At 33.2% G+C, this 19,136-nt stretch carries 22 protein-coding genes; 6 read left to right on the forward strand and 16 right to left on the reverse strand.

The window, feature by feature from the left end; all coding sequences use genetic code 11:
- Window positions 1–328 precede the first annotated feature (328 nt).
- Entirely contained in the window at window positions 329–1,285 is a 957-nt protein-coding gene (locus BK585_RS14560; RefSeq protein ID WP_078554313.1) for a proline dehydrogenase family protein, read from the reverse strand.
- 128 nt (window positions 1,286–1,413) lie between these two features.
- On the opposite strand from BK585_RS14560, the gene pdxR reads away from it, so the two are divergent.
- A complete protein-coding gene (pdxR, locus tag BK585_RS14565; protein ID WP_078554315.1) occupies window positions 1,414–2,817 on the forward strand; it encodes a MocR-like pyridoxine biosynthesis transcription factor PdxR in 1,404 nt (467 codons plus the stop codon).
- Window positions 2,818–2,904: 87 nt separating this feature from the next.
- Here pdxR and BK585_RS14570 read toward each other — a convergent pair whose 3' ends face one another.
- The 5 genes from BK585_RS14570 to BK585_RS14590 form a co-directional block, all read right to left on the reverse strand.
- The gene (locus BK585_RS14570; RefSeq protein ID WP_078554317.1) at window positions 2,905–3,345 is read right to left on the reverse strand and encodes an NUDIX domain-containing protein; all 441 of its coding nucleotides are present in this window, start codon (window positions 3,343–3,345) and stop codon (window positions 2,905–2,907) included.
- Between the two features lie 351 nt (window positions 3,346–3,696).
- The gene (locus BK585_RS14575) at window positions 3,697–4,143 is read right to left on the reverse strand and encodes a hypothetical protein (protein ID WP_078554319.1); all 447 of its coding nucleotides are present in this window, start codon (window positions 4,141–4,143) and stop codon (window positions 3,697–3,699) included.
- Between the two features lie 139 nt (window positions 4,144–4,282).
- Window positions 4,283–4,834: a hypothetical protein gene (locus BK585_RS14580; protein ID WP_078554321.1), complete on the reverse strand. Its 552-nt coding sequence runs from the start codon at window positions 4,832–4,834 to the stop codon at window positions 4,283–4,285.
- Window positions 4,835–5,711: 877 nt separating this feature from the next.
- Window positions 5,712–5,897, reverse strand: coding sequence for a DUF3231 family protein (locus BK585_RS24910; RefSeq protein WP_078554323.1), 186 nt, complete (start codon window positions 5,895–5,897; stop codon window positions 5,712–5,714).
- A 398-nt stretch (window positions 5,898–6,295) separates the two neighbouring features.
- Window positions 6,296–6,910 carry a LysE/ArgO family amino acid transporter gene (locus BK585_RS14590; protein ID WP_078554325.1) on the reverse strand — a complete coding sequence of 205 codons (615 nt, stop codon included), beginning with the start codon at window positions 6,908–6,910 and terminating at the stop codon, window positions 6,296–6,298.
- A 144-nt stretch (window positions 6,911–7,054) separates the two neighbouring features.
- Here BK585_RS14590 and BK585_RS14595 point away from each other — a divergent pair, with 144 nt between their 5' ends.
- Window positions 7,055–8,515, forward strand: coding sequence for an aminotransferase-like domain-containing protein (locus BK585_RS14595; protein WP_078554327.1), 1,461 nt, complete (start codon window positions 7,055–7,057; stop codon window positions 8,513–8,515).
- Between the two features lie 102 nt (window positions 8,516–8,617).
- Here BK585_RS14595 and BK585_RS14600 read toward each other — a convergent pair whose 3' ends face one another.
- Window positions 8,618–9,235 (reverse strand): hypothetical protein, encoded by a 618-nt coding sequence (locus tag BK585_RS14600; RefSeq protein ID WP_078554330.1) that lies wholly within the window; start codon window positions 9,233–9,235, stop codon window positions 8,618–8,620.
- 519 nt (window positions 9,236–9,754) lie between these two features.
- On the opposite strand from BK585_RS14600, the gene BK585_RS14605 reads away from it, so the two are divergent.
- Complete coding sequence (locus BK585_RS14605) at window positions 9,755–10,396, forward strand: restriction endonuclease (RefSeq protein WP_170885606.1); 642 nt, start codon at window positions 9,755–9,757, stop codon at window positions 10,394–10,396.
- 350 nt (window positions 10,397–10,746) lie between these two features.
- On the opposite strand, the gene BK585_RS24100 is transcribed toward BK585_RS14605, so the two are convergent.
- Both BK585_RS24100 and BK585_RS14610 read right to left on the reverse strand, forming a co-directional pair.
- A complete protein-coding gene (locus BK585_RS24100) occupies window positions 10,747–10,896 on the reverse strand; it encodes a hypothetical protein (RefSeq protein ID WP_170885607.1) in 150 nt (49 codons plus the stop codon).
- A 275-nt stretch (window positions 10,897–11,171) separates the two neighbouring features.
- Entirely contained in the window at window positions 11,172–11,384 is a 213-nt protein-coding gene (locus BK585_RS14610) for a hypothetical protein (RefSeq protein ID WP_078554334.1), read from the reverse strand.
- 248 nt (window positions 11,385–11,632) lie between these two features.
- On the opposite strand from BK585_RS14610, the gene BK585_RS14615 reads away from it, so the two are divergent.
- The gene (locus tag BK585_RS14615) at window positions 11,633–11,827 is read left to right on the forward strand and encodes a hypothetical protein (protein WP_078554336.1); all 195 of its coding nucleotides are present in this window, start codon (window positions 11,633–11,635) and stop codon (window positions 11,825–11,827) included.
- Window positions 11,828–12,027: 200 nt separating this feature from the next.
- On the opposite strand, the gene BK585_RS14620 is transcribed toward BK585_RS14615, so the two are convergent.
- The 5 genes from BK585_RS14620 to BK585_RS24105 all read right to left on the reverse strand — a co-directional run bounded on the left by BK585_RS14620 (window position 12,028) and on the right by BK585_RS24105 (window position 14,786).
- Window positions 12,028–12,984, reverse strand: a complete 957-nt coding sequence (locus BK585_RS14620) for an anti sigma factor C-terminal domain-containing protein (protein WP_170885608.1) — start codon at window positions 12,982–12,984, stop codon at window positions 12,028–12,030.
- On the reverse strand, window positions 12,974–13,474 hold the full coding sequence (locus BK585_RS14625) for an RNA polymerase sigma factor (RefSeq protein ID WP_078554340.1): 501 nt from the start codon (window positions 13,472–13,474) through the stop codon (window positions 12,974–12,976). Before BK585_RS14625 ends, BK585_RS14620 begins: the two co-directional genes overlap by 11 nt.
- Before the next feature lie 221 nt (window positions 13,475–13,695).
- Window positions 13,696–14,265 (reverse strand): hypothetical protein, encoded by a 570-nt coding sequence (locus tag BK585_RS14630; protein ID WP_078554342.1) that lies wholly within the window; start codon window positions 14,263–14,265, stop codon window positions 13,696–13,698.
- A 72-nt stretch (window positions 14,266–14,337) separates the two neighbouring features.
- A complete protein-coding gene (locus tag BK585_RS14635) occupies window positions 14,338–14,589 on the reverse strand; it encodes a hypothetical protein (RefSeq protein WP_078554344.1) in 252 nt (83 codons plus the stop codon).
- A gap of 56 nt (window positions 14,590–14,645) precedes the next feature.
- Window positions 14,646–14,786, reverse strand: a complete 141-nt coding sequence (locus BK585_RS24105; RefSeq protein ID WP_170885609.1) for a hypothetical protein — start codon at window positions 14,784–14,786, stop codon at window positions 14,646–14,648.
- A gap of 502 nt (window positions 14,787–15,288) precedes the next feature.
- On the opposite strand from BK585_RS24105, the gene BK585_RS14640 reads away from it, so the two are divergent.
- Together BK585_RS14640 and BK585_RS14645 are read left to right on the forward strand one after the other, a co-directional pair.
- Window positions 15,289–15,825, forward strand: a complete 537-nt coding sequence (locus tag BK585_RS14640) for a sigma-70 family RNA polymerase sigma factor (RefSeq protein ID WP_078554347.1) — start codon at window positions 15,289–15,291, stop codon at window positions 15,823–15,825.
- A complete protein-coding gene (locus BK585_RS14645; RefSeq protein ID WP_078554349.1) occupies window positions 15,801–17,117 on the forward strand; it encodes a DUF4179 domain-containing protein in 1,317 nt (438 codons plus the stop codon). Before BK585_RS14640 ends, BK585_RS14645 begins: the two co-directional genes overlap by 25 nt.
- A 544-nt stretch (window positions 17,118–17,661) precedes the next feature.
- On the opposite strand, the gene BK585_RS14650 is transcribed toward BK585_RS14645, so the two are convergent.
- Both BK585_RS14650 and BK585_RS14655 read right to left on the reverse strand, forming a co-directional pair.
- Window positions 17,662–18,300: a DUF3885 domain-containing protein gene (locus BK585_RS14650; protein ID WP_245805842.1), complete on the reverse strand. Its 639-nt coding sequence runs from the start codon at window positions 18,298–18,300 to the stop codon at window positions 17,662–17,664.
- A 187-nt stretch (window positions 18,301–18,487) separates the two neighbouring features.
- Complete coding sequence (locus BK585_RS14655; RefSeq protein WP_078554350.1) at window positions 18,488–19,009, reverse strand: hypothetical protein; 522 nt, start codon at window positions 19,007–19,009, stop codon at window positions 18,488–18,490.
- Window positions 19,010–19,136 lie beyond the last annotated feature (127 nt).

A 19,136-nucleotide genomic window follows, 5' to 3' on the forward strand; every position in this document is an offset into this window, starting at 1 on the left:
AAAAATGCGAATATCCTTGTTAAGCATCGCTCTCGTTTATTGAAGAATGTAGCGCTTTCTTCTGCCAGTGTTCTTACAAAAAATTCTTTGAACCTTAATACAGTTTTAAAATTCTCTCTAAACATGTATAACCAGACCATTACCAGGTGTCAGCTTCAAGACAATCATAAAATCTACCTTAGTTTCCACAACACACCTGATACAAGCTATATTTGATATAGTAGCTTTATTACGATTTCTAGCAACAAGAACCCTAGCTTGTTCGTGACTAATCCTCTACATTTGGACATGCCACCAAATGTTTTCCATTATCAATGTTCAAAACTATTTAGTATGAATTGATTTCAACAGTATTCTGTTCAATTATATCTGAAATAATAGTAAAAATATTAGGGGGGTATTCAGAAATACGATGAACTATATATAAATACCACTCAGTACCATATGTTACATAGACTTTGGACTGTATATTTTCTTCCTTTAAAGATTTGAGTAAGTCGCATTGAACTCCATCTAACATTTCGACCTCAACATTCTTACTATATAGATATCCCTCTTCTTTCAGTTGAATTAATAATTGTTCATCATGAGTAGCAATTGAAATGGGATGATTTCTTTCAATACACCTTGAGACAAATTCAATATAGCGTTCATTTAATTTTCTAGATCTTGGTATATAGATACCCTCTGGCTCTTGATAAGCCCCCTTTACTAAACGTATTTTACCTGATGTTTGTAACAACTCTCTTAAATCTTCAGATGACCGATGTAAGTAAACTTGCAATGTTATACCCACATTTTTCTGGTATTTTGATATTCTTTTATAGATTGATAGTATTTTATCTGTTTTTTGAGACTCTTCCATGCTTATCATAAGTTGAACACCATGCACTTGTGCTGCTTTCGCTAATTCCTCTACATGCGAGATTGCTAGTAATTCAGAAATCATCATGCCGATGTGTGAAAGGTCGAAGGAAACAGTGGCATTTATTTGATTATCGCCAAGTTCCTTAATTAACGTTTTGAATTCATTTGTTGCTAACCTACATTCTTCTTCAGTTGTTGTATTCTCACCAATAAATTCTAAAGAAACTTTATACCCCTTGCTAGATAGATTCTTAACACGGTTAATTCCATCAGCTCTTGTTTCACCTGCAACAAAGCGATTTACCCCCTTCATAATCAATGGGAAAATCTCTTCTGATTGCTTAAAATAAGCTTTAATTTCCTGATTCCTAGCAATAGATTTAAGTGCGTTGGAAAATCGCTTTTCCTCTGTAAACATTAAATAATCACATCCTTAAAAAGTTTGATTAGGAATATATTGTATATAAAAATTACCATGATAAAATGGTATAAAACAGGACCAATTATATGGTTGTTTTATGGTACCAATTTTAAAGGAGATAGATAATGGCATGGTTAAAGATAGATCGCTCACTAAATATACCGTTGATACGGCAAATCTATAAACAGTTAAGAACAAAAATATTAAATGGTGAGCTTTCAGCAGGTTATCGTCTTCCCTCTACTCGACATCTAGCTGAAAAACTAGGAGTTTCAAGAAATGTTGTTTTAGAAGCCTATGACCAATTACTGGCAGAAGGTTTTTTAGAAGGTCAACAAGGAGCAGGTACGTTTGTGGCTGAAGGGGCTTACTTAAAAAAGAAAGCTATGAATAATAATTTTATAAAAGAAAATAGTAATTCGGAGAAAAATAATAACATCATTGATTTTCGTTCAGGAATCCCAGCATTAGACCTTTTCCCAAGAAAACAATGGGGGCAACTAGCTAAACGCGTAAGCATTGAAACGGACCATTCTCTATTTGGATATGATTCACCAGAAGGTCGGAAAGAGTTAAGGAGTGTATTATCAGACTATTTACTGAGAACAAGGGGTGTGGAATGTCATCCAGACCAATTAGTTATTACTAGTGGAGCTACTCAAGCATTGACGTTAGTAGCTAAATTACTAATATCAGCAAATGACGAAGTAATCATTGAAGACCCCATTACACATGAAATACAAACAATCTTTAAATCATACGGGGCTTCCCTTTTTAATATAAGAGTTGATAAAAATGGAATGGATACAAGCCAAATTCCAAATGGAATAAAACCGGTATTTATTTTCATCACACCTTCACATCAATTTCCAATAGGAGGTACTTTACCAATTCAAAGGAGAATACAACTGATCGAATTTGCCAGGAAAATGAACAGCTATATTGTGGAAGATGATTATGATAGTGAATTCCGATACGAAGGCACTTCAGTAAGTTCATTACAAGGGCTAGACCCTGAACGTACTATTTATATAGGAACTTTCAGTAAAATACTTTCTCCTGCATTACGATTAGGATATTTAATTCTCCCTCCGGATTTAATCGAGCGTGGGCGAATGTTAAAATTTTTTAGCGACCTACATACACCCTCTCTAGACCAACTTATACTTTCTTTATTTATTAAAGAGGGTTATCTCGAAAAACATATTTTCCGAATGAAAAAAATTTACCGAAAAAGAAGAGATTTTTTAAAAGAAACACTATATAAGGAATTTGGTGACCAAATTAGTATTAAAGGTGATTCTACTGGATTACATTTTGTAGTGGAATTTAAAGAAATTCATTTTACGGATAAGGTCTTATCAAATATATATAAACTAGGAGTAAAAGTTTACCCTGTTGAGATGCATACAATTGATAAAGGATTATATTCAAATCATATCATTTTAGGATTTGGGAATTTAGATGAAGTTGAGATGTCAGAAGGAGTAACAAAAATAAAGAGAGCCTTGACACAAAACAAAAAATGACTCGATAAGTTCGAGTCATTTACCAATAGTATTATTATTATTTCATTTTGCTAATTCAAAGCTACTCTTTAGCTCAATATGATGTTATTAACGTATATACGCCAAATCAATATCAGCAAGTGCATCCTTTAACCATCGGGGGTGCATTTTTATTAAGGCTTGCGGTAGGTTTTCTGCTCCAAAAAATTTTATTTCAAGCGATTCATCAGAATTACATCTAAGTTCTCCACCTGTAATGTCAGCAAGAAAACAAGTTGTTATAAAATGTACTACTTTACCATTTGGATAAGCAAACACCTGTGAACTAGGTTCAGAGTAGACACCAATAAGCTTTCTAATTCTTATATCTACATTAGTTTCCTCTTTTACTTCCCTGATAGCTGCCTGAGAAACTGTTTCTCCAAGTTCAATATGTCCTGACGGAATACCCCATAGGCCAACATCGGCTCTTTTCTGTAACAAAACTTCATTTTTCTCATTTAAAATAATAACTGCCACTGCCGCTTTTAATTCATCAATTCTTTTCATTTAATAAACCTCCCAAAAAATACAAAAAAAGGTCCGAAGGGAATAGGATTTCAACGCATAGCAAATACGCTGAACCTTTCCCCTCGGACCTTTTATGTCAATAGGTGCCTTTTACATTATGGTAAAAGATGTAGCCCTTGGTCACTGACCTAGTTAGATAGCGGAACCCTAGCTACAATTTTCCAGTTCATTTTTACTTTACAATAAATAATTCAAAAAAGAAATACATTCTTTTACTGTTTAGCCATAATAAGAATAGTTGCACAAAGGAAAACTTGAACTTCAACTGTTACTTTTGTTAAATGAATCAATACGCCATTTATTTTTTTATCGAAATGTTCAAAAAAAACTTTAGTATCTCTCTTGTTTTATCAATTCAAATGTCTCTTCAAAAGCATCCCAGTTTACATTAACTTTTATAATATCAGCCTCTTGTACTTTTGCCCCAGTACCGCCACCACTTATTTCAAATGTAATATCATTGTGCGGTTCGGTAAACTCCATAACTCTACTACCTTCATTAACTCTTGCATCATAAGAAAATGTTAGGTTTTCCATTGATTGAATTTCTTCTTTTGAGCCCTTGTACGTTATTTTTAATACATAACTATCTTCATTAGAATATGTGATTCCTCCCTCTTCCTCTCCCCATATTTCCGTTCCTTCATAAAGATACTCAGCTTTCCAATACTCCCCTTCTCCTATAAACGTGTATTCATAGTTAGTCATTTCTTCGTTTGAACAGCCAATAAGTAGCATACTCAGAATAAATAATGAACCTCTAAATAGATGTTTCATCCAGATAATCCCCCAATCAAATTAATAACATAATCGGTACTTATCTCAAGTTTAACAAGACTCTTTATATAGGCTGTTTAGGTAGAAGGAAAAACAATAACGTTGATAAACTTTTACTGCCTTTACTAAAACATCTCTGTTATTCCTCTATTAATGTAGAATATATAACATCTTCAGATTCAGAATTACCCCTAATGTTAATAGGCAATTCCATTGGTGCATCTGATTTTTTGTAGAAAAAACGTTTTCCATTTGTATCAATTATTAAAGCATTGTTAAAGGTGTCCTTCTCTGTTTTCACTTTGATTTCTTGTATATTAGGATTGATAATTTGCCCAAAGTACTGTGACATTTCTTCATCTATAGCTGAAGCTGCCCATGTTAAATCAACATCTTGTTCAGGAGGATAATATGTGGATGCTAATGAACTTCCACCTCCCTCTTCTTTAAACTTCCAATATCCCAATCGATTTTGCTCTAACTGCCCGACGAATATGAAATGCTCACTTCTAAAAACAGTTACCCAATCCTCGTCTATTTTCTTAACCAAATAAACTTCCTCAGTTTGAGTAGACCAATTATTTGTAATGTCAAACACGTCTTCTTCAGTTGGGAGTTGGTTGTGATTATATATTAGAAATAAGCACAACAGGATGGCGGTTGTTGCAATACCAATTAGGAATTTCTTCATTTCATCCTCCTAAAGTTTCATTATCGTAACATTGTATATGTGAAGCTCTTTGATTTTTCTACCCAACAACAGAAGAGACATTAATAGATAATTAGTTTTATACATTAACTAGAGACTCAATATCTTCATTCCCCAAAATTATGACACTCTCGTTATTTTCTATTTCCTTTATTTCTAGAAATGTCATTGGTTCAATATGTACAATAGTTGTTGTTGCATCCTAATAATAAACGTGTGACTATAATTACCCTTTTTACAATCATGCAAGAACTGCTCCGTCATAATAAAGTTCTTACTGATTATGGTAAAGGGATGGGAATTGTTTTTCAAACACCATTATGGGGAGTAAAATGAGTCATGTATTTGTTGTGTAGAGCATAAAGGAGTTAGTTACCAAAGGCGGCTATAGAAAAGTATTACATATAAAATCTAATATTTAATAAAAGCAACCTATGCAAAATATAACGGATTCTGTTTTGGGAGGGGAAAAGGGAATTAACAATGCGTTTAGCATTATCTGCTTTCCTAATTCCACACCTCTAATAAAGTGCTTCTTTACTTTATTCATTCTGAGCCACCTGCTTAAATCCGGTTAGTAGTGAATTACTGTAAAGTTTATTAGTGAAATTCATATAGATGTGCGTTATTTCCAAAGCACCGAGCTAGCCTCTAAGGAACTTTTCACTTTGTACAAACTCCGTATTTTTCGGGATTAGTAAATGTGGTGGACGAACAAATAAACCCTTAGATAAAAGAACTCGCTTAGCTTCATCCACATTTTAACGTAGTCGTTTAGGTATTTACTATACAATTTTCTTATATCTTCTCTTGCTGCTGAAAAGCACCATTAGCAGCGATACCTGCCTTACCCATGTTTCTAATAAAGTAAAGAGTATATATTAGAAAAGAGACGTGGATCCTCAAGATTAACATCCGATTTGGTAAAACCATTAGGAACAGGATAATATTCATTGTTAAAGATATTCCTTAATTCAATTAAATGTTCTTCAAAGTAATTTAGGGCGGATTGAATCAGAGATTTCACTTCTAAATCCTCCACCATTTAAAAAAATATCAATACAGGTATGGTCCAACTTACTGTAATAAAAATTGTCCAAATGGAACCAAACTCTGTTGCAGTTAGATTAATTTTATGTTCCTGCATAAGTAAACAAACCTCGAGTTACAACTAACGATTAAATTATAATATCTTCTACTGCACAGTATCTCGTCAAATAAGAAACGATCACTTTAAAAGTGATTGCATTGAAACATATATATCGTGTCCAGTATGGTTGTACTGTGCAACAAATGGATCTGTTTTTTTTCGGATTTCTTATTCAACATAAGAGCCGTTAGTATAAGTACATTCATTCACGAGTTCTCCTTCCTATATTCAACATTGGGATATCACAAAACCATTTTTCACCTTTTTGAAGTTACTAAACTCTTCCTAAAATCTTAAAGAAAGTTAGAGATTCCTAGATATATTGCTGCTCCCCACATAAAAAGTGCGGATATTTTATTTAAAACCAACATATATCCTCCGGTTTTATCCATTTTCCTACTAATACGCCCAAGTAAAATGAGGAATAAAAAAAACGCCCAGGATACGATAATACAAGCAACAGCAAACAATATTTTTTCTTCACCATTATAACTTAATGAACTAGGTCCAATAACACCTACTGTATCTATTATTGCGTGAGGATTAAGAAGTGACACAGATGCCGCAAAAAGAATTTGTTTTTTAATTGTGAACCGCTTATTTGTAATATCCCCACCATTACTAGGTTCACTTTTCCATGTACTCCAACCCATGTATGTCAAAAACACTACTCCTCCCCAAATAAGAATTTCTTTTATCCATAAAGAGCCATGTATAACTAGCGATGTACCTAATACGGCTAGCAAGATTAATATAGTGTCACACAAAGAAGCTGTTAAATAAGCTGGTAAAGCCTTTCGAATTTTAGGTTGGATTATCCCTTGATTAAATAGAAAAATATTTTGGACACCTGGCGGTAAAATTAGTCCTAAAGCTAAGATGAGACCATGAATTATAGGTTCTAACAAATAAAATTCTCCTCTCCTTCGGAATAGAATAATTCACTTAAAATATCATAATTTGAATTAATGAAAATGTCTCCAACCAATTGGTTGGTATTTAACCCAACCAAGATATATAATTTATAACAGAATAAAAAAGTGGAGATGTTTATGAAACCAATTAACTGGAAGCCAAATAAATTTTCTTCTATTCCCTTGCATAAACAAATTACTAATTTTATTAAAGAAAAAATAGCTCGTGGGGAGTGGACTGTCGGATATAAATTACCACCTCAAAGGTTATTTGCTAAAAGTATTGGAGTAAACCGAAGCACTCTTGTTACTGCATTAGATGAGTTAACAGCCGAGGGGCTTATTGAGGGGAAAAGTGGAAGTGGTACAAAGGTTATTAATAATACATGGAGTCTACTGTCTGCTACTCCACCACCAGATTGGAACTCCTACGTGAAATCCGGTACTTATTTTCCTAATTTACCAACAATTCAAGATATCAATCGAGCTGAATTTGTTCCTGAAGTTATTAGACTTGGAACTGGAGAATTAGCTCCCGACTTAGTGAATAATGATTTAATGCTCCAAGTTCTCAAATGTCTACCCAAAAAAGAAATTTCTCTTGGTTACGAAGAACCTAAAGGTTTATTGGCTCTTAGAAAACAAATTAGTCATTATGTAAAAACACTTGGGATTGATGCTTCACCATCCTCGATATTGATTGTTTCTGGTGCTTTACAAGCTATACAACTTATTAGTATGGGCTTGTTGCATAGTGGGTCTACTGTACTTACTGAAAAACCATCTTATTTACATTCAATAAATACCTTTCAATCAGCAGGGATGCAATTAACAGGAGTTCCGTTGGATGCCGAGGGAATTGACCCAAGCCTTGTTGCACTCTATAGAAAACAGCACAATGCTGCATTATTGTACACTAATCCCACCTTTCAAAATCCAACAGGGAATATAATGACTTCTAATAGAAGAAAACAATTATTGACTTTATGTTCAAAAGAACAATTACCATTAATCGAAGATGATGTTTATCGAGAACTATGGATTGATAGAAAACCACCACTGCCATTAAAGTCAATGGATGATAACGGGATGGTACTTTATTTAGGTAGTTTATCCAAAACGCTCAGTCCTGGTATAAGGATTGGTTGGGTTATTGGACCTGAGCAGGTTATTGACAGATTAGCCGATATAAAAATGCAAACAGACTACGGTTCTAGTTCCTTATCGCAATGGTTAGCTGTGGAATGGTTTTCAAGTGGTTTATATCAATTACATTTGCAAAATATTCGAAAGCAACTAAAAGAGAGAAGGGATTTTACGCTAAATATTTTGAACTCTTATTTTTCAGATATAGCAGAATGGGAAACGCCCGGTGGGGGATTTTATATTTGGTTACGTTTACTACAAGAAATTTCTATTAAAGAACTTTTTGATACAGCACTTCAGAAGCAGTTATTGATTAATCCAGGGAATATATATGATAATAAATCTGACCAATATATTCGGATATCATATTCATATGCTAGTCTTTCACATATGGAAAAAGGGCTATTTGAATTATCTAACATTATAAGGGAGCTTTCGGAGATACGAAATTGAAAATTAATAAAAGGACCGTATACATTTAGATGTACGGTCCTATTTTTCTTCTTCAATTAACGCATCCTTTAGCTGAATAACTACTCGATTTATTCAACCTTTTCATTCCCTTTTTTGGTAATTCCGCCTTAACATATCTGTAAAAGACTGCGGAACTTTATAATCTGGTCTAAAAGAATATTTCATCCAATTAACAACTTCTTCATTTTCAACCGGAAGCCAAGAATCAAGAATCAGTTGGTTATTTTCATTTTTTTCATTAAAAGCGATAACACTGATTTCAAAATTTCTATCAGCCCATATTCCCCATTTTCTAGATGGTGAGAAGAACGCTATAATAAATGCATTATGCACAATCGCATCTGCTTCCCAGTTTGGTGGACCCTCATTTAAAATACTCCAATAGTAGCCATTACTTAGACTTAGATGCAACTTTGCCCAATTAAAGTAACCGAACTCCTTGTAATAATAGTCCATTGGGTGTGGGTTTAACACCGCTATTACTATATAATCATCATTTGACTTTTCAGCTAATCCTCTAATTGTAGTGAAAAATTCTTCACTCATTATATTATCGAACTGTCCAAAAAGATAACCCCTATACTCTTTTTGAAAAACTTGGTTAGGAATCTCTTTGTTTAAATCAAAGATTTCTTCAATAATTGACTTTAAATCCAAATATTCATTAACGTCTTTTATAAAAAACGAGTTCCCTTCCAAGTTAACACCGCCTTTTTCTGGTATAAGGTACGTGACCTTTTTTATAAAATTAAGATAGGTTTATAAAGTAAATAAACAACCAAAATGTTCAAGCAACTCGGCTCTAAATAACAAATTGCTTGTCCAATATGGTCAGCTCTTTCAGGAAAGTAACTCGGATAATTGGTAGTCGTTGCGGATTACTTTTCTTGTGTTTTCATTTCTATTAGCTTTATTACTAATTTCAAGGACATGCCCATGAATGAACCAGCTATAAACAAAAGTATAGTTATCTCAATTGTGCCCATATAGTTAACCTCCTCTCTAAGCTGAAGGCTAACCATATTTCTCTAATCTACATCGAAGTTCATACAGGTGGCATTTTGATCATTTCTACACACTTGATTTCATCTAGAATTATAGTATTGGCCTATTAAAAATAGAAAAATAACTTTCAGAACAAACAAATTAGTACATTTACATAAAATTCAAAAAAATAGGACAAGCTATTCCATATATTTATGGAAGGTTGATGATAAAGTGCCAAGAAAACGACGGAGAAATAGAAAAAAGAAGAATGATTATAGTAATGTTGCAACTATTGCGTTCGGTATTTTACTCTTTATAACCACGTATCCCGATGAACCATTATCAATTACAATTATAGTTTTATTATTTTTGTCTCCTATCGCTTTTATCATTTATAAATTTGGTTTACCTCGTTTAGGCATATTTAATCTGAGTGGAAGGCATCGCTTAGAAATTCATAATGTCGATAAATTAAACGGACATGACTTCGAACATTTTTTAGCTCCACTCTTCCGCAAAAAAGGTTACTCTGTTAAGGTAACTCGTGGTTCAGGTGATTTCGGAGCTGACTTAGTATTACGGAACGTTAAGGGTCAAGTTACAGTTGTCCAAGCTAAACGTTATAGTTCGAATATTGGAGTATCAGCCGTCCAAGAAATCGTCGCAGCTAAGCCGATGTATAAGGCTACTAACGCGATTGTCATAACTAATCAATATTTCACTCCAGCTGCGGTTAAGTTAGCAAAAGCGAACGGAGTAAAGCTTTTGGACCGGAACAAATTAATAGACATGATAAAACACGCAAACGAAACAAGTCGCTCAGTTCTTCTATTTCAAAGACTATTGGCGATACTTCGGTTGCGTGCAGAGTAAAATGGGCGCTCAAAATGAGTGCCTTTTTTATCTCAAAATAAAGACCGTACATTCGTGAGCGATAACGGTACATATTAGTAAAGGCTTAACATCATTTATCAAATTTACTTGTTTGTTCTTTTTGACCGTTACAAATATATATTTCTTCTATCAAGCCATAAAGGATCATTTATCTTAGTTCCTGTAACGTAGGATTATTAGAGAGAATTTTAATTCATACTAGTACTTCATCATCTCTTAAATTATATTATTCTATTACCAAGGACAGTTGTAATGCAGACAAATGGTTTTAGAAGTATTAATTACATAAGGCCTAGCAAAACTTAACAATTTATAAATTAATACATTGGTTATTCATCATCAAGTTCATCCATCCATTTAGGTGTCATTATTTCTGTAATCTCAAGCTTAAGATGCTCTGTTACAATAAACTGATTATCATATACTCTCTTTAATAATTCGTATGCCCTTCTTAATTCGCCTATCTCTTCTCCATTCATTTTATCACCCTTCTTTTTTTACCTAGCATATATACACCTATGTATTTAACTTTCCATGAGCTGGCTGTACATCCTGTTTTTTCTAATAATAATCCTCGAAACAATTCAATATTATGAATAATGTTTTAATTCACATCATTGAACCATCAGCATTTTTTTCAGCAAATATCTTTTTGCTATATATCCATCTTTGCAAAGTTCCAATCAATTTTCACAATCTTTTTTTACACTTTTATATTTTAAAGCCTTTAAGGTAATATTTATAGTACCAGGTTTTATTCAACCTCTTTCATTGGTGAAACCAATATACTTAATCCAACTTCACCGTAATCCCACATTTTAACCCATGGAAATGTACCTTCTGGTAATTCAAACACTCTTTGTTCTAATGGTTTTATAGCTTCAATTGACCCTTTACAACCATGTGAAAAAGTTGCTGGATGTATACTCACCCTTCTTCCTGTATCGTTAAAATATATAAATTTCATTACAGTTACCCCCACTAGTTAAGGTATTTTCTTTAAGTTTATTTTATCACAAGTTAGCATAATTAGATGTCGTTTCAATGTATAGTATCGTTGTACTGCAACATAAGATTTTATTAGTTGACTTTTTTCACCTTAAGTTCTGATTTGCTCTTAGTAACTGTTCACAAATACTTTGTACCAAGCCTCTTAAATCACTTATAATTGTTATTATCCATCTGATATAATTTACAGTAAAGGTGGTGTTCCTAATGTCAGAACAAAACAATAAACCTAAAAGAAAATATGAGTGGGTAAGTAAATGGGCCAAAATGACCGGTGAACGGGCTAAAATTGATGCAAAAGTTTACAACACATATATCGTATATGAGAAAGAGGGAAAACTTGTTAAGGAGTTTCCTAATGGTGATATTGTTCCAATTAATAATAAGAAAGACGATTACTAAAAAGTGTATCGTCTCTCCTCATGCTTTTGTTTCCATAGTTGTTGAACTGTGCACCAAATGCTCATCAGGACCTTTCAACTATTGCACCAAATTGTAAACTATCACATTCTTTTGAATGGTATTGTTGTACTTTGCAGTAAATAGTTGTTATATTTGTTGCTATAGGTACACTTAAGCTTCCGTTTATTCTTATATAAATATTAATATTCTCTTGCAACAGCACCTAAAGATATTGCCCTAATATGTTTTTCTTCTTTTAGTTTTAATAGCTCTTCTTTGGTTCCAGTTACTACAGCACCAAGGATTATGCCTTCTTTCATGTTTTCTTTCGTACTTTCTAGAAGATTGTCTATAATAAAGTCATAATTTCCTGTTTTTTTTAGTTCTTCTAATATAGCAAGAAAATCCTTTTCATTCTGTGCTACAATGTCTCCTTCTCCTTTAAGTGTAGTAACATTAAAACCATACACATACGATGCAGTAGTTCCCGATTCATGAAGTCCTTTCAACTGTTCTTTCGCACTTTGTTTATAATCATTAACCCAATACCATGTAATTTTCTTATTTAGTTTAATAAATTCTTGTATTTCACTAACTGAATAAGATTGGTCAAAAGAGATGGCTATTTCCATTACTGCGTCATCGGGAGCATTTTGTATTAAGTCCATATCATTATGAATAGCCGTATATTCAAACCAAGGATGATAAAAATGCATCGTTCTCTGTCCGTTTGTAGTGTTATAATGTCGGTACTCTTCTTTGGATTCACCTACTCTTACCTCATCGTATACCGATAATGCTGAATATTTAGCATTATGTCCTAACGCATTAAACGTCCGTATATCTTGACCCCAAGGGATTACCTTATCTTCAATTAATTTGTATTTATTGTAGGTGTAGGACCCCGATAGAATCCCGTAATCAACCTTTTCTCCTCCGATTTGTATATTTGGTTGTGAAATTTTATATAATAATCTGTTTGAATCTGCTGCTTTGGAATGAGCATTATTTATAATCTGACCATTAACAAAAATAAATAGCAATCCCACAAAGACTAGTGAAATAGTAGAAATGATTATATTTCGAAGAACACTTTTTCTTTTTGCTTTATTAACAATTTCTTCAATATCATTAGACTCGAATGGCTTATTTTTCATTATTATCCCTCCTAATAAGTTGTGAAAGTTTCTTCCTAGCACGATATAAATAGGTCTTAACATTACTTTCTTTCAAATTAAGATACTCAGAAATTTCTTTATACGAAAATTCATCTTCATATTTCATTTTTATTAGTTCCCGGTCAAGTGGTTTTAACTTGTGTAATACCCGTTCATACTCTTCTTTTGTTTCTTGTTTAATTAGGGTATCTTCTACCTGATTTTCTTCCGATATCAGTAGATAATCCTCAAGCTCAATTATTCGATGACGATTACTTTTTCTACACAAATCGTAATATTGATTGATCGAAACCTTGTAAAGCCAAGATTTAAATGCATTAGAATTAATACCATCAATATTTAAAAATCCACGATATAGGGTTTCTTGAACAATTTCTTTTGCATCTTCTGGATTAGCCCCCATCGAACAAAGTTTTTGATATATATCATTAGTCAATCTAGCTATTTCTTCATTTGAGGGCTTACTCATTTCTTCATCTCCTTTCACAACTACTAAAACGAATTAAATGTCATTATGTATACAAAATATCGTATTGAATATAAAAGAGCTTTACTTCCTACTTGGAGTAAAGCTTATAGATATAGGATTTTATTATTATTTTCTAGAAAAACATATATTCCTTTTTCAACAAGAAGAGGCGAATACCCTAGTTAAGCATTCGCTCCGTTAGCGTAATAAGAATACGAAAATTAATCGTCCCTGTCTTTATTCCTAATGATAAGTTCGATGCTTTTTTTAGTTGACCACCAATCAAAGTGCTGATGTCCTAAATCACTTTTGGTCAGATAAAGACACTCTAATGCTGACAAACGCAATCCTAGAGTAGAGCCATTTATCAACACACAATGGTCTTCAACCCGAATAGATAATGACTCCTCAAATTTCCAATCATCAGTCATTTTGTCATCCTTGCATTCGGGTCGTAAATCAAGAACAATATCTCTTCCTATGCGACTTTTCTTCAATGCTTTCCTGATTAGGTGAGTAAGTCTAAAATTTATAGGTGTACTTTGTCCATGAAAAATAACCAAATCCGCACCTTCAGGACTGTGGCGCTCCAAATACGCAAGTACCTTGTTAGTAGAAACAACGTCATATAAACAAGCTAATATATTGATTGCAGCATCGTTTCCGTACACGTTGATTTGTGTATCTGGATATACCCATGTCTCAATTCCAAGGATAGATTGGTTTAAATGTATAACTTCGTACTCTTTTTTCCCAATGGTTACTTGCTTTAATTTTACTTTATAAGACAAGGGCTTCTCTCCTGATTCTATAAATTCGCATCTGGCTAGTTTTTGTTATTCCACTGACCTGTTCGTAATAACTTAATGGCTTTCAATTAAATCATGAAAACAACCATCTAATGGGTTCGGAACAAAAGTCCAATCTTCCTTTTTAACTCCATACTCTTGGCAATATTCCTCTGCTTCTTCTAACGTTTCAAAAAATATATCAGCAAAGCACGGGGCATCTTTTACAGTGTCATATAAAAACACAAAAACACCATCAGTTGTTCCATAAATCATCAACTTTTGGACATTAGCCATTGTTTTAGGTAGGACTACGTACTTTCTCATCTTTCCACCTACTTTAATAAGTCTCGAGAACATCTCCTCTTGAAGAAAAGCATCCGTTAGTTCAGTAACACAATTGTTTCAGCACTTTCTTTTGGTATTCCAGGTAATACTTTAATTAATTGTTCCTCAAATTCAATCTTCAACTTTTTCCCAACCTCTAAGTTATTTAATTCTAACACCTTATTGTCAGTAACCATTAACTTTGTCTCTTTATCTACAAAGACATTACCAAATGGTGTAGGATTTAATATTTTGTTGCTTTAAACAGATAAGCATAATAGAATAGTCATCTTGCCCATATTGAACTTCCTTTTTTGTAAAAGTTTCGTTTGGATAAAAAAGAGGGAAATAATAAGAACTAAAATACATGTTATGATAAAGATAACTACTTTTATATTTACTCCTTTTGATTTTTTACTATCCCGCCCTTTTATTCAACAAAAGAAAAGCAATACCCTTTATTCAGCTATCGCATTCGTTAGGACCCGAGGGCAGTGAAAGATTCTTTCACTATCAAAACCCAATAGTTTTAAGTTTTTCATAGGATATAATGCTTTTTACAAAGTGTACTCATAAATTAAGCTTTTATATAGAATTAAATTTAGGTTTTGAAATTTTTTGTTATTTTTAAAATAAATGAAACCTAGCTCACCACTTTTGTATCTAATTAACAGGGCGACCGAAAGGAGAGTTAAGGCATTGGACATACAAAAAGAGGTGAAAAGGGCAATAAAAGGGAATAGTACATCATTTGAAAAACTAATTGTATCCCATCAAGTAGTAATGTATCGAGTCGCAAAAACAATTCTCTCCCGTGATGAGGATTGTGCTGATGCGATTCAGGAAACGATTTTAAAAGCTTATGAAAACATCACTACATTAAGGGAACCGAAATATTTTAAAACTTGGCTCATTCGGATATTAATGAACGAAAGCTATCAAATTTTAAAACAAAGAAAAAAGGTCATTACCATTGAGGAATGGGAAGAACCCCGCTCCCTTGACGATAATTTCCAAAAAATAGAGGTGACAGAACTGCTTCATGCCTTGCCCGTGGAGCAACGCGATTTATTACAGCTTTTTCATATTGAAGATATTTCGATACATGATCTAGCAAGTCTTTATGAAGTGCCAGAAAATACGATCAAAACCAGATTGCGTAGAGCACGTGAAAGAGTAAAAGAAATTTTAATTAAGGAGGATAATTCAAAATGGAAAAATGGGAAGATAAAGTAAAAAACCAAGTAAATCAACATCCTCCAGATGAAATTTCGAAACGCATAAACCATACATTACAACAGCTTCCTAAAAGAAGACATCCTTATTCTAAACTTTATTATTCCACGGTTGCCGCTTCTTTAGCATTTCTCTTTACATTAGCAGTTTCCTTTTTCTCTCCTGCCGTTGCTGATACGATGAGATCAGTCCCTATTATCGGTTCTGTTTTTGATACTGTCGGGAATATTGGTGTTCAGCGCGGAAATGATCAAGGGTTGACCATCTTATTAGGGGAACATGTGGAAACAGAAGGACACAGAATCACCTTTACGGAAAGCTTATATGACGGTGCGGAAATTCATATTGGCTATATTATTGAATCGCTTGATCCAGCAGTTCCAATTGCTCATTATCCATTCCCTTCAGATATTGATTTGACCATTAATGGTCGATGGGAAGGAAACTATGGAATGGGTGGACGTGGCGAGCTATTAGATAACGGGAACTATGCTGGAACAATCAATATTAGTTTCAGAGACGAAATACCAGATCATTTTTTACTTGGAATCAGTCCACGGCACGGGAATAGTTGGAAGGTGGAACTTCCTGTGGAGTTGCAAGGTGATAACAAATTCTTTCTCGTCAACGAAACTATGGAAACAGAAGATCTGACAATCCATTATGATAAGATTACTTTTTTTAATACATCAACGGAAATCGCCTTTCGTCAAATCACAGATATACCGACAATTGACGATGAAGACCCTTATATGCATTTGTCCTTTATGGTCGTGGATAATGAAGGGCGTGTTCTTCAACCATTTGGAGGTGGCGGTGGCGGTTCGCCACAAGAAAACAAATTTGTAAAATCGTATAAGTATAACTTTGAGCCACTTGAGTTGGTACCTGATTTCATTACTATCAAACCATATTTAAAACATATAACGACAGAGGCACCTCCCGTTGTTCGCGGGAAATGGGAAGGAAAAAAACTCACTCTATCACAAGGAGAAATAGGAACGATTACCATACTAAATGTCGTTGAAGAAAAGGAAACAATCACAGTAATCTATGAGGTAGAAGGGGAAAATTTATACGAACAATCACATGCTCTTCTAGTAGAAGACTCGTCCGGAAACAGATACGAATCTGACAATCGACCGCCAAATCGTTTGGACGGTACAACGAATCAATATCAAGCTGTTTTCTCTTCAACACCAAGCATAGATGAGTTATATTTTATAACATTTAAACAAAAGGCTCCTATATTTTTAAAGGAATTTGAACTCACCATAGACTTTAAACAATAATTGTATATTGAAAATGGGTATCTCTATTAGGTTATAATAACTCCCCATGTGGAGATACCCTTTACTATAACACGAAAAGGCGAATACCCTTGTTAAGCATTCGCACCCTTTAGTTGAATAGTTCAGTCTTAATATTAAATTGCCCTTTCAATTTTGGGAAAATAGCTTTTTTAAAGATACCATCAACACTTTCTTCAATAAACATACCCCTAACTTCTCACTGTTCTTTTCTTCATCCTCTAAGTGTTCAACTACATGTATAAAGTATATATACTTATCTAAGTGGCCATTATGATTTTTGGGGATAACATAGCAAACAAAGGTGTATGGGTCTTTTTCGATAATGATAACTAATTCCTCGAGATTATTTGGTGAATACCAAATAACATTTCGTTGTAAACTCCCATAGATTCCATTCTTCTAAGTAACTATTTTGTTGACTCCTAAATGGTGCCGAGTAAAAATTAGCTCTCTTAAACTTTAGTATTGATTTTTGATATACTAGAGACTAACGCCAGAAATGGTATTTCCCCTTCGTCCTAATTCAATTAAAAACCTTATCAATTTCAGGTTTGTCATAATCCAAAATCCACTCATGAAATATTTCATATATATCTCTTATTGTTTCAGGTGAAGTTGCCAATAAATCACAACCCCTGTCATCGTAAACGTGAAATATAGTTTTTTTGTTAATATTTATGAAATAAACCCGATGATAAATACTTGGTGTTAAACCTAAATCCTGATTGCATAATGCTTTTAACAAAGGTTTGAATTTAAATTCAGTGGTTTTGCACTTTAAAGTAAATCTATGTGTTCTATATGTTCCTTTATCGTCATCTTCTGGGAAAATATAGGGCATCATTTGATGTTTTAACCTATACAAATGCGATTTCTCAATATAAGGTGAAAAGTTCTTTAATTTACGGTTGATATTTTTACCTTTATCAAAATCATTTACATCTATCACAACAAATATATCATCTGTAGGAGAGTGTATTGCTTCAAATAAAGTATTCGCTCTTCTATAACACCCCAACACATATGGGTTGTTGGGATAATCGTACCCCCTTTTCCAATCTACACCAAGTTCAAACCTTATACCAATATCCCAACTATAAAACAAAGGTGGTCTTAGCTCTAAATTGGGGAATGCTTCTTTCATAAATTCTTTTAAATTCATTCCGACACCTCATAAAATTCATCTCTGCAAATCTGACAAACAACCAAGGACTATATATTAAATTTTGACAAACGTAACCTATCATAAGTATTTGTCATTTCAAATGCAAACGGTGTTAGCAACAACTCTTCGATTCCCACACAGTCCGTCAAACTATGTGAATAACAACTTTTGAACCACTCCGTTACTACAGGTATGACAATAATTCATTTTTCTTAGCCGGACGTAACCTACTGATAAATTCAGGTGTAACGTTTTCATCAGTAGCTGCTAAAAACAATGCACCACAAAAATCACATTCCTTAATTATATGATGCGTATTTTCATCAAAATAGTAATACATATTATAATGGCAAGTCTTACAACATTCTGAGAAAGGTTTGTTGAAAATTAGTAACGTTTTTAATAACTTAAAGTAAGAATCTAAATAAATCTTTACATCATTATTAGCTTCTTCTTTCATATGATTAAAAATAGTACTAGCTTCTAAAAGCATCTCATTTGTTATAGGTAAATCTTCAACATTTAATATTTCGAGTTGATTTTCAAAATAACGAGTTGATTTACTATCTATATTTTTGCTAAATTTCTCAATACAGTTCCAAGACTTTACAAGACACTGTAGTATTTTCTGGTTATTTATTATTTCCAATTCAAATATAGGTTCTAGTATTTTATTTGATTGAACAAATGCACTACGGATATTCATATACACCACCCATTTTAAACTTCAATTCAGCTGAATAAAGATTGATTCATCCTGATTCGACTCTTGAAGATTCAACTTTTTCACAAAAGACCAAGTGATTTAACTGAGGATTATTCCAAAAAATCTC

This window comes from Bacillus alkalicellulosilyticus, from assembly GCF_002019795.1.
Lineage (GTDB): Bacteria > Bacillota > Bacilli > Bacillales > Bacillaceae_F > Bacillus_AO > Bacillus_AO alkalicellulosilyticum.

Coding starts and splice junctions, on each gene's coding strand:
- BK585_RS14560 (WP_078554313.1), bottom strand. CDS start 1,285: ATGTTTACAGAGGAAAAGCGATTTTCCAACGCACTTAAATCTATTGCT.
- pdxR (WP_078554315.1), top strand. CDS start 1,414: ATGGCATGGTTAAAGATAGATCGCTCACTAAATATACCGTTGATACGG.
- BK585_RS14570 (WP_078554317.1), bottom strand. CDS start 3,345: ATGAAAAGAATTGATGAATTAAAAGCGGCAGTGGCAGTTATTATTTTA.
- BK585_RS14575 (WP_078554319.1), bottom strand. CDS start 4,143: ATGAAACATCTATTTAGAGGTTCATTATTTATTCTGAGTATGCTACTT.
- BK585_RS14580 (WP_078554321.1), bottom strand. CDS start 4,834: ATGAAGAAATTCCTAATTGGTATTGCAACAACCGCCATCCTGTTGTGC.
- BK585_RS24910 (WP_078554323.1), bottom strand. CDS start 5,897: ATGGTGGAGGATTTAGAAGTGAAATCTCTGATTCAATCCGCCCTAAAT.
- BK585_RS14595 (WP_078554327.1), top strand. CDS start 7,055: ATGAAACCAATTAACTGGAAGCCAAATAAATTTTCTTCTATTCCCTTG.
- BK585_RS24100 (WP_170885607.1), bottom strand. CDS start 10,896: ATGAATGGAGAAGAGATAGGCGAATTAAGAAGGGCATACGAATTATTA.
- BK585_RS14610 (WP_078554334.1), bottom strand. CDS start 11,384: ATGAAATTTATATATTTTAACGATACAGGAAGAAGGGTGAGTATACAT.
- BK585_RS14615 (WP_078554336.1), top strand. CDS start 11,633: ATGTCAGAACAAAACAATAAACCTAAAAGAAAATATGAGTGGGTAAGT.
- BK585_RS14620 (WP_170885608.1), bottom strand. CDS start 12,984: ATGAAAAATAAGCCATTCGAGTCTAATGATATTGAAGAAATTGTTAAT.
- BK585_RS14625 (WP_078554340.1), bottom strand. CDS start 13,474: ATGAGTAAGCCCTCAAATGAAGAAATAGCTAGATTGACTAATGATATA.
- BK585_RS14635 (WP_078554344.1), bottom strand. CDS start 14,589: ATGAGAAAGTACGTAGTCCTACCTAAAACAATGGCTAATGTCCAAAAG.
- BK585_RS24105 (WP_170885609.1), bottom strand. CDS start 14,786: ATGGTTACTGACAATAAGGTGTTAGAATTAAATAACTTAGAGGTTGGG.
- BK585_RS14645 (WP_078554349.1), top strand. CDS start 15,801: ATGGAAAAATGGGAAGATAAAGTAAAAAACCAAGTAAATCAACATCCT.
- BK585_RS14650 (WP_245805842.1), bottom strand. CDS start 18,300: ATGAATTTAAAAGAATTTATGAAAGAAGCATTCCCCAATTTAGAGCTA.
- BK585_RS14655 (WP_078554350.1), bottom strand. CDS start 19,009: ATGAATATCCGTAGTGCATTTGTTCAATCAAATAAAATACTAGAACCT.